Below are 12256 nucleotides of genomic sequence, written 5' to 3'. Positions count from 1 at the left end.
AGTTGCGGCATTGCAGCAGCCTGTGCCACACGGGTCAGGCACCGAAACCAACGACTGTAGACCATGATCCGCCCCCTTAGCGCCGCGCTTCTTGCCCTCAGCCTGATCGTTCCCCCGACTGCCAGCCATGCCGAACGGCGGGATTCCGCCATCCGGGAAAGCAATGCCCGGGTCAGCACGTCGAACGCTCTGAAATCGCAAAGCCGCGCTGCGCTGCGCAAGGCCGCGAAAGAAACGGATCAGCTTCGGGCTGAACTGAAATCGGCGGTGGCGGTGGCCAAGGCAACGCTGAAGCCGGTGCGCGGCCGCATCTGGTGCGTGCCCTTCGCCCGCGCCGTGACAGGGATCGAGATTCGCGGCAATGCCCGCACTTGGTGGAAGCAGGCCGCAGGCAAATACGAGCGCGGCTCTCAGCCCCGTATCGGTGCGGTTATGAATTTCAGCGGTAGCCGCAAGATGCCGATGGGCCATGTCGCCGTTGTGTCCAATGTTGTGGACAGCCGCACCGTTCTGGTTGATCAGGCGAACTGGGAACGCAACCGCATCACCCAGGATACGCTTGTCGTTGATGTTTCGGCTAAGAATGACTGGTCGCAGGTGCGGGTGGCAAGTGCCAACGGCACGCTGGGCCGGGTCAATCCGGTTTACGGTTTCATCTACCGCTGAACGTCAGATCGCCAGAGCGATCCAGCCGCTGATCAACCCGAGCAGCGCCCCCATCATCAGAAACGGCAGGGGCTGCGGCACCGGACTGTTTTGCGCGGTGGCGTTCCGTGTTGGCGTCATGACACTCTCTCCCGGTTGCGACGCAAATATAACGCCACCAGCGCCATACGGTTCCCATCGCTTTCGGGAATCCCGGATTCGCGAAACTTTCCAACAGCTTTTGTCATGTTCGGGGGGATTGGAGCGGGTGAAGGGAATCGAACCCTCGTCATCAGCTTGGGAAGCTGCGGCTCTACCATTGAGCTACACCCGCATTCCGGCATCAGATAGACCAATGGCAGGGGCTGTGCAAGGGCAAATGGTGGGAAGGCAGCCCCGTGTCGGGGCTGCTGATTTGGTCAGGGCAGGCTGATTTCGACTGTGCTGCCGGGCGTTATGTCAATGTCGGCAGCGGATTGCTTGTCACCTCTATACGCGATCATGCGGTAGCGGCCGGTGGAAAGCGTGACCTCGTATCGCGCCCCATATTCATAGCCCAGCGAGGTTGGTTCGTCGGTTTCCGACAGGGCGAAGACCTCGATATGATCGGCGCCTTCTGCGGTGGCGATGGCCGTGCCACCGTTCAGCGCAAGGTCGATGTCGCGGGTTTCACCTGTCACTATCTCGAACGGCTGTTCGGTTTCGGCGAATTGCATGCGACCAACCGCCAGATAGGGGCCGGGTGCCAGATCATAGCGCTGCTCCGGCCCATATCCGTAGACCAGCAGATCGCCGCGCGTGCCGTCTGGAGTGCGGGCGTAGATTTCGACCACCAGCGTTCCGGTGCCCGCATTTCCGGGGGCGAGGAAGCCATCGACGATCACAGTGCCCGCGGCTGCCACGATCTCGCGGCGCAACCGTTCTCCCGGTGCAGCGGTGATTTCGGTCTGCACTCGGGCGGTCCCGACGGTCACCTCGACCGCGATGGGGCCGGCGGGCATCCAGACGCCCGCCGCACCGTAAAGCGTCGCGCTGTCGCCCGTTGGCGCGGTCAGCACGCTCGGAGCCCCTTCAATGGCGGGACCGCCCGGTTCTGCTTGCGGCACGATCTCGACATAGGCGGCGGAGATTTCCATTTCAGGGGTTGCCAGACCAGTGGCGCCGATCTCGATCTCCATATCGCTGCGCGCCTGTCCCAGCCTTGCAACCAGCAGATAGCGGCCGGGTTCGACCTGCACCTTGGGTGCGCCATAGAAGACTGCGGTGCTGTCGGTCGCAGGGCCATTGGCGCCGATGGCGAAGAGTTCCCAACTGTTGCCCGCATCCTCTGGCACCGGCGTCCCTCCGGTGAACAGAAGACGCGGCGCAAAATTCTCGGGCATGGCCTTGGGCTTCGGCGGTTCCGTCGGTTGCGGCGTCTTCGCCTCGGTCGCAACGGTGGTTTTCAATGCCTCGACCAGGCTGCCTGCATCCTGCGCCTCGATATATTTGCCGCCGGTATTTTCTGCCAGACAGGCGACTTGTCGGCCTTCCTCTTTCGTCAGGCCAAAGCCGACGACATGGGCGGTGAAATCCACACCCTGAGATTCGAGCTCGGTGGCGACGGCACAGGGATCGGCCGCGCAGGTCTCGATCCCGTCGGTGATCAGGATCACGGTTGCCTTGTCCTCGGTCGCGCGCATCTCGGCGGCGGCGCGACGCACGGCCTCGGACAGCGGCGTCTTGCCCAGAAAGCGCATCTTGGCAGCCGCAGCCGAAATCGCGGGGGCGCTGCCGGGGGCGGGTGGCACGATCAGTTCAATATCACTGCAATCGCCCTTGTTACGATGGCCATAGGCCATGAACCCGAGCGACGTGTCCGCAGGAATGCCCGCCAGAACCTCGCCCAGCGCATCGCGCGCGATGTCGAGTTTGGGGCGCCCGTCGATCTGCCCCCACATCGAGCCGGACCCGTCCAGAACGATGATCGACCGTTCCTCGGCCATGGCACCCGAGGCGAAAGTGGCGCAGACCAGCGCCAGAAAACCCGTCCGCATGAAAACTCCATCCAATGAATTCGACCGGATGATAAAAACCCCGCCTGCCATTTGGCAAGCGGGGCCGGGACGGCCGGGGGAGAGGCGCGACCCGTTTTTCGATCAGCTCGCGGGCAGCAGGACAGTGTCGATCACATGGATCACGCCGTTCGACTGCTTCACATCGGCGATGGTGACGGTCGCGACATTGCCCTGACCATCCTTGATCTGAACCTTGTCGCCATCCATCATTGCGGTGAATTCGCAGCCGCCCACGGTTTTCACCGGGTGCATGCCCTTGTCATCGGCGATCATCTTGACGATGGCATCCGACATGGCATTGGCCGCGACGACATGGCAGGTCAGGATCTTGGTCAGTTGATCCTTGTTCTCGGGCTTCAGCAGCGTTTCAACCGTGCCTGCGGGCAGCTTGTCGAAGGCGGCATTGGTCGGGGCGAAGACGGTGAAGGGACCGGCGCCCGACAGGGTTTCCACGAGGCCAGCAGCCTTCACGGCGGCAACCAGCGTGGTGTGATCGGCCGAGTTCACGGCATTCTCGACGATGTTCTTCGTCTCATACATCGGCGCGCCGCCCACTTCGGGGTTTTCTGCGAAGGCCGGAACGGTGCCCAGGGCAAGGATGGCGGCGGCAATACGAATGGATTTCATCTGTCGTCTCCTGTGATCAGAAGCGGGTCTGTCCCGCCCGATGCCAGAAGTTACGGAGCCATTCGCGCCGGAGTTTCAGCCTCACGCGTCTGTGATCAAAGCGTGATCTGGCCTGCCGCGACGATGGGTCCGGTGGGGATGCCCTGCGGTGCGCCGCCCGCCGGTTCCAGCGTGACTGCCAGCGTCCAGCCTGCCAGTGGTGCCGGATAGGCCACGCGCAGCGGATCGGCCCCGATCAGGCCAAGCGAGACGGGTGCGGCATCCGGCGCGATGATCCAAAGTTCGTGCGACTGGCTGGCGGCGGGTGCTGCTCCGGCGACACGGCGCAGGATCAGGTCGCGCCCGTCATAATGCGCTTCAAATCGCAGGCCCGCATCCGGCGCACCGAGTTCGGCGATGACGGGCGGGGCGACAGGCGCCAGCAGCGGCGGCAGCACCACCGCGCCCAGCAGCACCGCGGCTGCCGTGACAAGCCCGCCTAACCAGCCTTGCCAGCGTGATTGTGCGGGCCGGGGGAACAGCCGTGCCTCGATGGCGGGGAACAGGTCGGGTGCCGGGCTTTCGGCATATTCCGCGTTCAGCCCGGCAAGGCGGTCTTCCCATTCCGCGACCAGCACCTGCAAGGTAGGATCGGATTTCAGCCGGGCGGCAAAGGCCAGACGTTCGGCATGGGGCAGGGTGCCCAGAACATATTCGCCCGCGATGTCCCTGTCTTCGCCATTCATGCCCGGACACCTTCCATGCAATCGCGCAGAGCGGCAAGCCCGCGCCGCAGCCAGGTGCGCATGGTATTCAGCGGCACGTCATGCCGGTCTGCCAGATCTGCATAGCTCAGCCCGTCCAGATAGGCGCCTCGCAGGGCCGCGGCGCGGGCCGGTTCCAGCGTATCAAAACACTGGACGATCTGCCGCGCCTCGCCCAGCGCGACCAGGCGGCTTTCGGCGCGTGGCGTGGTGTCGGCGATCTGGTCGTATTCCGCTTCTTCCGTCTGGATGGGCCGGGCGCGCAGGCGGTCGATGGCCAGATGCCGCGCGACGGCAATAGCCCATGTCATGCCGCGTCCCCGTGCGGGGTCGAAGCGCTGCGCGCGCAGCCAGATCCGGGTATAGACCTCTTGCAAGGCTTCCTCCGCTTCCTGCCGATCTTTCAACATACGCAGGAGAACGCCCATAAGTTTCGCGCTGGTGGCTGAGTATAAAGCCCGGAACGCCGCGCGGTCCTGCGCGGCGCATCGGGTCAGCAGATCGGCTATCGGATCATCCATGCCGCATGAGTTAGCGCCGGGCGGCCAAAGTCAACCCCGCGAAAGTCATCCTCTGCGACGGCGACGGCCTTCCGAACCGGCAGTGTTGTAGCTGACATCCGGCAGGGGCGCGATGGCGGCCAGATGCGGGAAGGGATCGACTGCGTTGGGAATGGCGCTCGCATTCACGAAATGCTCCTGAAAGCGCGGCTCGATGGCGGTCTCGACCTTGTGGATCTCGTGCACCGTCGCCTCGATCGCATCGCGGGCGGCGCGGTTACACAGCGCGATCCGCGCGCCGGTGCCCGCCGCATTGCCCGCGCTGGCCACCTTGTCCAGCGGCGCATCAGGGATCATGCCAAGGATCATCGCGTGTTTCGGGCTGATATGGGCACCGAAGGCCCCGGCCAGCACCACACGATCCACATGATCGATGTTCATTTCATCCATCAACAAGCGCGCGCCCGCATAAAGCGCCGATTTCGCCAGCTGAATGGCGCGGATGTCGCCCTGTGTGACCGTAATGACCGGGCCGCCCGTCGCGCTGCCGTCAAACATCAGGTAAGAATTCGTTCGCCCCTCGGGGCGGCAGCGCTCGGTGCCGACCTGTTCGGCCGATCCGATCAGGCCCGAGCCATCCAGAATCCCCGCCAGACGCATCTCGGCCACCGCTTCGATGATGCCCGAACCGCAGATGCCGGTGATACCACTGTTTGCGGTTGCCTCGGCAAAGCCCGGATCATCCGACCATAGGTCGCTGCCGATCACACGGAAACGCGGCTCCTTGGTGGCCACGTTGATCTCTACCCGCTCGATGGCACCGGGGGCGGCGCGTTGACCGCTGGAGATCTGCGCACCCTCAAACGCCGGGCCGGTGGGCGAGGAACAGGCCAGCACCCGCTCCTTGTTGCCCAGCAGAATTTCCGCATTGGTGCCGACATCCACGATCAGCACCATATCCTCGGATTTGTCGGGCGCCTCGGCCAGTGCCACCGCCGCCGCATCGGCGCCGACATGGCCCGCGATGCAGGGCAGCACATAGACCTGCGCCGCGCTGTTCACCGCTGTCAGCTCCATCTCGCGGGCGGGCAGGGCAAGGCTGCCCGAGGTCGCCAGCGCGAAGGGCGCCTGACCCAGCTCCACCGGGTCGATACCCAGAAGTAAGTGGTGCATCACCGGGTTGCAGACAAAGACCACTTCGTAGATCGATGCCGGATCGACGCCCGCTTCGGTGGCGATGGCCTGCACCAGCCCGTTGATCGAGGTGCGCACCGCCGCCGTCATCTCCTGATCGCCGCCGGGGTTCATCATGGCATAGGAAACGCGGCTCATCAGATCCTCGCCGAAGCGGATCTGCGGGTTCATCACGCCGGAAGAGGCCAGCACATGCCCGTCGCGCAGGTCGCACAGATGCGCCGCGATGGTGGTCGAGCCGAGGTCGATGGCAAGCCCGTAAAGACCGCCGTCATGGTAACCCGGCCAGAGGTCCAGAATGCGATGCGCGGTATCGTGGTTGCCGCGGTGCAGGGCGACGGTGATCTTCCATTCCCCCTTGCGCAGCACGGGCTGCAACCGGCGCAACACCGCCAGATCGGCCACCACGGCATCGACCTGCCATTGTTCGGCCAGCGCGCGCTGCACACGTTCGAAATCGCCGGTGGGTTCGTGCATGTCGGGCTCGGCCACCTCGATGAACAGAAGGCGGGTCGCCGGGTCCATGGTGATCTCGCGCGCGGTGGCGGATTTGCGGATGACCTGCTTGTGCACCTGGCTTTCCGGGGGCACGTCGATCACCACATTGCCCATGACCTTTGCTTGACAGCCCAGCCGCCGCCCGTCGATCATGCCGCGCTTGGATTTGTAGCGTTCCTCGACGCTGTTCCACTCGCTCAGCGCCTCGTCATCGACATGGATGCCGAATTTGGGGAACTCGCCATAGCCCGGCGTGATCTGGCATTTGGAACAGATGCCGCGGCCGCCGCAGACGCTGTCGAGGTCCACGCCCAGCGACCGTGCGGCCTGAAGGACCGGCGTGCCCAGCGGGAAACGGCCCCGCTTGCCCGAGGGGGTAAAGATTACCAGCGCGTCGTCACTCATCTTGGCCTCTCGCAGTCAGGCCGCCCGCTGGGGCGGTATCGGGGGTTCGGGCTCTGCCGGGACCGGCAGAAAGCTGTAGGCGATCTGGTCGAAGGAATCGCGCGCGAAGGTGTAGAACCATTTCAGCGGCGCCGAAACCACGGGCACGCCATGCACGGCGCCACCGGGGATGAACAAGGCGATGCCGGGGGCGAGCTTGTGCGGCACGCCGTCGATGACCACCTCGCCCTCGCCCTCGATTCCGAAATAGACCTCGGCCTCGGGGTGGGAATGGAAAGCGAAGAACTCACCCGGCGCCATCAGCGCGATGCCGCAGACAAGGCTGTCGCTGGCGGTCATGCCCTGCGACAACAGAGTCTTCCAGCGAATCGTGCCCTTCGCCGGGTCATCCCAGGTTGCCTCCGGGCAATTGCCCGCATCCACCGAAATCGCGGCCCGCATGTTTCCCTCACACCTGTCGCTGGCCCTTTCTAGGCCGGAGCGCGGCACTTGCCATGGCTGTTCGCGGCAGGTTTCGGTCAGGTTGCGGCGTGGGTGTCAGAAGAACAGGTCTTCCAGCAGCACCTGATGTCCTGGTGCAAGGTGCAGAACGGTGCCCGCGCCGGTTTCCATAAGCCGCATGCCATCGGGCAGATGCGTCAGATCGACGGCGCGATTGCCGAGGATCAGCCTGTCCTCGGCAAAGTCGAAATCGGTGATGACAGACCGGCTGTCGGTCTTGCCCGCGCCATGAAAGACGAAGCGATCCGCACCGCTGCCGCCGGTCAGCACATGGCCACCGCCCGACAGATCGGCGTAAAGCGTATCGCGCCCGCCGCCGCCGTCCAGTTGCGACCGCCCCGCGCCGCTATGCAGCACATCATTGTCCGCGCCTCCTTCAAGACTGTCGCGGCCCGTATTGCCATGCAGCGTATCGGCGCCGCTGCCGCCCGAAAGCAGATCATTGCCAGAACCACCGGCGAGCGCATCGTTGCCTGCGCCGCCGTCAAGCCGGTCACGGCCAGCGCCGCCCGCCAGCGTGTCGTGCCCGGCCTCACCAGAAAGCCGGTCATTGCCCTCCATTCCCAGCAAGGCATCGTTGCCGCCGCCGCCCCGCAGCAGGTCTGCCCCGCTGCCACCATCAATGTGATCGGCGCGGGCGGTGCCGGTCACGCTGTCAGATCCGGCTCCGGCAGCGACGCGGTGCAGCGCACCGAAGCTTTGCCCTTCGATGTCCTGCCAGCCCTCGGCAATGCGGTCGGCCCGTGCCGTGCCCTCGATCATACTGCGGTCGCCCGCCAGCAGAAGGCTTGCAGCGCCGATCTTGCCGCGCGCGTTCAGCAGGATCGTCTCGGTCCCGTCTGCGTGGGTGATCACCACATCATCCGCGGCCTTGCCGTCTACGGCGCCAAAGCTCATCCTTGTCTTCACATCGGACCAATCAGAGTAGCCCCGGCCAAGATACAGCCGGTCCCCTGCATCCTGACGGAAATCCGTTACCAGATCGGAACCGGATGAGGCATCGAAGCGGTCAGCGCCCCCGCCGCCTTCCAGCGTGTCGCGACCCGCGCCACCGCGCAGCAGATCATCGCCGCGACCGCCGAACAGCAGATCATTGCCCGACTGGCCCATGATCGTATCGGCATCGTCCTGACCGAACAGGAAATCCTCGTCCCCCGCGCCGCGCAGCAGGTCGTCGCCCCTGCCGCCGTAAAGGAAGTTGTTCGCGCCCGCAGCCCCTTGCAGCGTATCGGCCCCGCCATAGCCGAAGGCGAAGCCAGCACCGCCGACGGTATCCATCGACAGTTTGCCGTCATAATCCTCGTTGCGCAGACGGGCTGTCACCACCTCGGCGTCGATTCGCTCGGCGCCGCCATGGCCGCGCGGTGCATCGTCCAGCGAAAAGGCATTCAGCGCAAAGGCAAGGCTGTGCTGATGCAGATACCGCAGCTTGGCGCCGGTATCGACGGCGACAAGGCTTGAGGCACCCGCCTCGGCACCGGAGAACCATGTTGTGCCAACCCCGCGATCGGCAAACCATTCCTGCACCCGCGCCATCGCCCGCGTCACATTGGGCGCAAGGTTGAAATCATTGATCAACGCACCACTGAGGCTGGTTTCCGTCAGCAGGATGTCATCGTCGCCCAGAGGTGCCAGCGCGGCCTCATAGACCTTCACCAGTTCCTCAGGGTCGGAAACTTCGGTGCCGCTGTGCCAACCTGGATAAAGATGCGCGGCCCAGACCAGTGCGTCGCCGATCTTTGCCCGCAGGAAATCGAGCGCGCTTCTGTTGCCGACGGTATTTTCTGCCAGATCGGTGAAGCGCGCCGAATAGGCCCAGCCGCCAACCAGCACCCGCGCTTCGGGGTCGGCGGCCTGCACCATGCCCGCAAGCTCGGCCATGTGGCGGGCGTAGAGTTCGACAAACCGTTCCTCGGCCGCCAGTTTGGTGCCGCGTTCGGCCAGCGTCACGCCGCGTTCATAGGCGGCGGCCTCATTCGCCAATTCATAACCCCAGACCGCGTTCTGCGCGGCGGGGTGCCGGTCGAGCCAGGCCAGCATCTTTTCCCATGCCGCAACGGCGCCCGCCTGAACCGGCCCGTCCAGCGCCTTCGCCAGTTGCGCGCTGGTCATCGACCCGTCATCGCCCGTAGTCTGCTGGTCGCCGTCGGCCAGCGTGAAGATCAGCTTGAACCCCTGTTTCACCGCTGCCGCGATGAAAGCCTCATATTGCGGATGCAGGCCACCCTTTGCATCGAACGCATATTGGTTGAAGGACAGCCGCAGGGTGTTGACGCCGGGCAGGGCGGTGCGCAGCCCCTCGGCAAAGCCTTTCGGGTCATCGTCCATGCCGAAGGGCAGGATCTGTTGCTGGCCCTGCCACATGTAATAGCGGCGATCCTCGGCCAGATGGGTGTCGTAACTGCCATTCGCGCGATCCCGGTCCGCCACCTTTTCGGCGAGGAACAGGATATGGATGGCATTGATATGTCCAAGGTCGCTCATCTGTCCGGGCCGCTAGGGTCGCGCCCCGGTTGTGCCCCGCGTGATTGGTCAGATTGCGCCCCGAATGCGGCAAAACCTTGCCCGCAATGAAAAACGCCCGCCGATAAGGGCGGGCGCTTCACAGGGTTCAGAATCGGATCAGCCGCGACCGCGACGACCGCCGCGACGACCGCCGGCCGATTGGGTGGCGGCAGCCGAGGCTTCCGCGAAGGTTGCGCCTTGCTCCACGGCCTCGATCACCTTGGAGAAGCGGATCCATTCGCCGCCATTGGCGTCGTGGTTCATCAGGAAGTTGGCGGCGCGGATCGCTTCCATCTCCACCTGACGGACCGGGTTCATGATCGCGCTCGTCATGCCTGCGCCGATGGCCATGGGCAGGAAGGCCGCGTTGATGCCGTGGCGATGCGGCAGACCGAACGAGATGTTCGACGCGCCACAGGTCGTGTTCACGCCCAGTTCCTCACGCAGGCGGCGCACCAGAGCAAACACCTGTTGCCCGGCCGAGGCCATCGCGCCCACCGGCATGACCAGCGGGTCCACCACGATGTCATGTGCCGGAATGCCGAAATCGGCGGCGCGCTCGACGATCTTTTTCGCCACGGCGAAGCGGACATCCGGGTCGGGCGAAATGCCGGTATCGTCGTTGGAGATCGCCACGACCGGCACATTGTATTTCTTCACCAGCGGCAGCACCAGTTCCAGCCGCTCTTCCTCACCCGTCACCGAGTTCAACAGCGGGCGACCCTCGCAGGCCATCAGGCCCGCCTCCAGCGCGCCGGGCACCGAGCTGTCGATGCACAGCGGCACGTCCACGGTTTGCTGAATGATCTCGATCAGCGCCTTCATCAGCGGCGGCTCGACAAAGTTATTGTCGGCATACCGCGGGTCTTCGGCCATCTTGTTGGTGAAGACGGCGCCCGAGTTCACGTCCAGCACGGTCGCGCCACAGGCAACCTGTTCCAGCGCGTCCTTGATGACGGTGTCGTAATTGCCCATCTCCAGTTCGGCCGCCAGCTTCTTGCGCCCGGTCGGGTTGATACGCTCGCCGATGACGCAGAAGGGCTCGTCAAAGCCGATGACAACGGTTTTGGTTTTGGATTCGAGAACGGTCCGGGTCATGGCTTTTCCTTACGCTTGATTGGCCGGGACGCCCGAGGCGCCGCCGTGTTCGGTGGCCCAGGTGGCATTGGTCTTGATGCCGCCAAGGGGGAAGAAATGCACGGATTCGATGCCGAAATCCGGGTTCTGCGCCTTGTGGACCGCCAGTTCGGTGATGAACTCGTTGGGTTCATAGGGCAGCAGCAGCTTGGTCACGTCCATCGCCCGCTTTTGCAGCACGCGCAAGGAGGGACCGACGCCGCAGGCGATGGCGAATTTGATCATGGTCTGAAGTTTGGCTGGGCCTGCCACACCGATATGCACCGGGATTTTCACGCCTGCCGCATTGATCCGGTTCACCCAGTCGATGACAGGGCCAGCCTCAAAGCAGAATTGGGTGGCGATCGCCATTTTCGCATCGGTGCGATTGGCGAAATCCTGTTTCCACTTCAGCGCCTGCATGACGATGGCGTCGCCGCCGTCCTTGTCGATGTCCTTGTTGCCCTCGGGGTGACCCGCCACATGCAGCCGCTCGAACCCGTCGAAAAGGCCGGTCTCGATCAACTGCATCGAACTGTCGAACTCGCCCGCCGGGGTATTGACGCCACCGCCCAGCAGCAGCGCCTGTTTCACACCGGCTTCGCCCTGATAGCGGGCGATCCAATCGGCGAGGGTCGCGCGGTCCTTGATGATGCGGGCCGGGAAATGCGGCATGACGGGGAAGCCCTCGGCGCTAATGCGCTTGGCCGTCGCCACCATGTCCTCGATGGGCGTGCCCTCGATATGGGCGATATAGACGCGGGTGCCTTTCGGCAGGATCGCGCGGAAATCTTCGACCTTCTCGGCGGTGCGGGGCATCACCTCCATCGAGAAGCCTTTCAGGAAGGCCTCGACCTCGGGGGTGACGCCGGTCGCGGCCGGGGCATTGTCACGACGGAAACTGAACAGCGCCATGGGGCGGCTCCTCACATGTGGCGCGGGCTCAGGCCCGGCCTTCGGCCTCGATCAGCGCCTTGAGGCGCGCGGTGTCATATTCGGCATCCAGACGGTCGGCAGTGTCGCGGGCGATCTGGTCCGGTTCACCCTCCACCTCGTAAGGGGCGGCCTTGCGCCATTCGGCAAGATAGGCGTCGGCATCCTTCGCCCCAACCTTCATGGCACAACGGTCGATCGCCTGTTCAAAGCGTTCGGGAAGTTGCACTTTCGACCCGCGACGGCCCTTTCCGACGATGACCTGGGCCGGAATGTCCCGCCAGTAAACGATCGTGACCTCGGGCATCGCTGATTCCCCTCTGTTGCTTGCATCCCGTTCTATGCGTCCGCCTGCGACCGGCAGTGTCGGATTTCGACATCCGGCGCGCAGTCCGCGACAGCGGCAAATCTACCTTGTCGCAGGTCGGGAAGCGAGCGCCCGCGCATCGGCGCACAGACCGTTCCGCGTATCCGCGCTTGCGTGGGGGGGACAACGCGCGCAGGGCTGCAAAGATCGACCGCAACCAACCGC

General features: G+C 64.4%; 11 protein-coding genes and 1 tRNA gene. 1 reads left to right on the top strand and 11 read right to left on the bottom strand.

Annotated features, from left to right (window positions below; all coding sequences use genetic code 11):
* Positions 1-63 precede the first annotated feature (63 nt).
* Positions 64-666 carry a CHAP domain-containing protein gene (locus D2N39_RS00140; protein WP_119132711.1) on the top strand — a complete coding sequence of 201 codons (603 nt, stop codon included), beginning with the start codon at positions 64-66 and terminating at the stop codon, positions 664-666.
* A 239-nt stretch (positions 667-905) separates the two neighbouring features.
* Here D2N39_RS00140 and D2N39_RS00135 read toward each other — a convergent pair.
* The 11 genes from D2N39_RS00135 to D2N39_RS00085 all read right to left on the bottom strand — a co-directional run bounded on the left by D2N39_RS00135 (position 906) and on the right by D2N39_RS00085 (position 12031).
* Positions 906-979 (bottom strand) — tRNA-Gly (locus tag D2N39_RS00135).
* Between the two features lie 85 nt (positions 980-1064).
* The gene (locus tag D2N39_RS00130; RefSeq protein WP_158589751.1) at positions 1065-2681 is read right to left on the bottom strand and encodes a vWA domain-containing protein; all 1617 of its coding nucleotides are present in this window, start codon (positions 2679-2681) and stop codon (positions 1065-1067) included.
* 102 nt (positions 2682-2783) lie between these two features.
* Positions 2784-3329, bottom strand: a complete 546-nt coding sequence (locus D2N39_RS00125) for a fasciclin domain-containing protein (RefSeq protein ID WP_119132708.1) — start codon at positions 3327-3329, stop codon at positions 2784-2786.
* Positions 3330-3424: 95 nt separating this feature from the next.
* Positions 3425-4054 carry an anti-sigma factor gene (locus D2N39_RS00120; protein WP_119132707.1) on the bottom strand — a complete coding sequence of 210 codons (630 nt, stop codon included), beginning with the start codon at positions 4052-4054 and terminating at the stop codon, positions 3425-3427.
* Complete coding sequence (locus D2N39_RS00115; protein ID WP_119132705.1) at positions 4051-4593, bottom strand: sigma-70 family RNA polymerase sigma factor; 543 nt, start codon at positions 4591-4593, stop codon at positions 4051-4053. Before D2N39_RS00115 ends, D2N39_RS00120 begins: the two co-directional genes overlap by 4 nt.
* Positions 4594-4638: 45 nt before the next feature.
* Positions 4639-6669, bottom strand: a complete 2031-nt coding sequence (locus D2N39_RS00110; RefSeq protein ID WP_119132704.1) for an ASKHA domain-containing protein — start codon at positions 6667-6669, stop codon at positions 4639-4641.
* Between the two features lie 15 nt (positions 6670-6684).
* On the bottom strand, positions 6685-7110 hold the full coding sequence (locus D2N39_RS00105) for a cupin domain-containing protein (RefSeq protein ID WP_119132702.1): 426 nt from the start codon (positions 7108-7110) through the stop codon (positions 6685-6687).
* 96 nt (positions 7111-7206) lie between these two features.
* The gene (locus D2N39_RS00100) at positions 7207-9654 is read right to left on the bottom strand and encodes a calcium-binding protein (RefSeq protein WP_119132700.1); all 2448 of its coding nucleotides are present in this window, start codon (positions 9652-9654) and stop codon (positions 7207-7209) included.
* Positions 9655-9792: 138 nt separating this feature from the next.
* Positions 9793-10773: a methyltetrahydrofolate cobalamin methyltransferase gene (locus tag D2N39_RS00095; protein ID WP_119132699.1), complete on the bottom strand. Its 981-nt coding sequence runs from the start codon at positions 10771-10773 to the stop codon at positions 9793-9795.
* A 9-nt stretch (positions 10774-10782) separates the two neighbouring features.
* Complete coding sequence (locus tag D2N39_RS00090; RefSeq protein ID WP_119132697.1) at positions 10783-11706, bottom strand: methylenetetrahydrofolate reductase; 924 nt, start codon at positions 11704-11706, stop codon at positions 10783-10785.
* A 28-nt stretch (positions 11707-11734) separates the two neighbouring features.
* Positions 11735-12031 (bottom strand): virulence factor, encoded by a 297-nt coding sequence (locus D2N39_RS00085; protein ID WP_054303607.1) that lies wholly within the window; start codon positions 12029-12031, stop codon positions 11735-11737.
* Between the last annotated feature and the right edge of the window lie 225 nt (positions 12032-12256).

The organism is Gemmobacter lutimaris (assembly GCF_003570715.1).
Classification (GTDB): Bacteria; Pseudomonadota; Alphaproteobacteria; order Rhodobacterales; family Rhodobacteraceae; genus Gemmobacter; species Gemmobacter lutimaris.
Note: the sequence above shows the minus strand (reverse complement) of the source record. Positions and strands in the feature narration are given on the sequence as shown.

Bases quoted from the DNA above. Each gene is read 5' to 3' on its own strand.
- D2N39_RS00140 (WP_119132711.1), top strand. From the start codon at position 64: ATGATCCGCCCCCTTAGCGCCGCGCTTCTTGCCCTCAGCCTGATCGTT.
- D2N39_RS00130 (WP_158589751.1), bottom strand. From the start codon at position 2,681: ATGCGGACGGGTTTTCTGGCGCTGGTCTGCGCCACTTTCGCCTCGGGT.
- D2N39_RS00125 (WP_119132708.1), bottom strand. From the start codon at position 3,329: ATGAAATCCATTCGTATTGCCGCCGCCATCCTTGCCCTGGGCACCGTT.
- D2N39_RS00120 (WP_119132707.1), bottom strand. From the start codon at position 4,054: ATGAATGGCGAAGACAGGGACATCGCGGGCGAATATGTTCTGGGCACC.
- D2N39_RS00115 (WP_119132705.1), bottom strand. From the start codon at position 4,593: ATGGATGATCCGATAGCCGATCTGCTGACCCGATGCGCCGCGCAGGAC.
- D2N39_RS00110 (WP_119132704.1), bottom strand. From the start codon at position 6,669: ATGAGTGACGACGCGCTGGTAATCTTTACCCCCTCGGGCAAGCGGGGC.
- D2N39_RS00105 (WP_119132702.1), bottom strand. From the start codon at position 7,110: ATGCGGGCCGCGATTTCGGTGGATGCGGGCAATTGCCCGGAGGCAACC.
- D2N39_RS00100 (WP_119132700.1), bottom strand. From the start codon at position 9,654: ATGAGCGACCTTGGACATATCAATGCCATCCATATCCTGTTCCTCGCC.
- D2N39_RS00095 (WP_119132699.1), bottom strand. From the start codon at position 10,773: ATGACCCGGACCGTTCTCGAATCCAAAACCAAAACCGTTGTCATCGGC.
- D2N39_RS00090 (WP_119132697.1), bottom strand. From the start codon at position 11,706: ATGGCGCTGTTCAGTTTCCGTCGTGACAATGCCCCGGCCGCGACCGGC.
- D2N39_RS00085 (WP_054303607.1), bottom strand. From the start codon at position 12,031: ATGCCCGAGGTCACGATCGTTTACTGGCGGGACATTCCGGCCCAGGTC.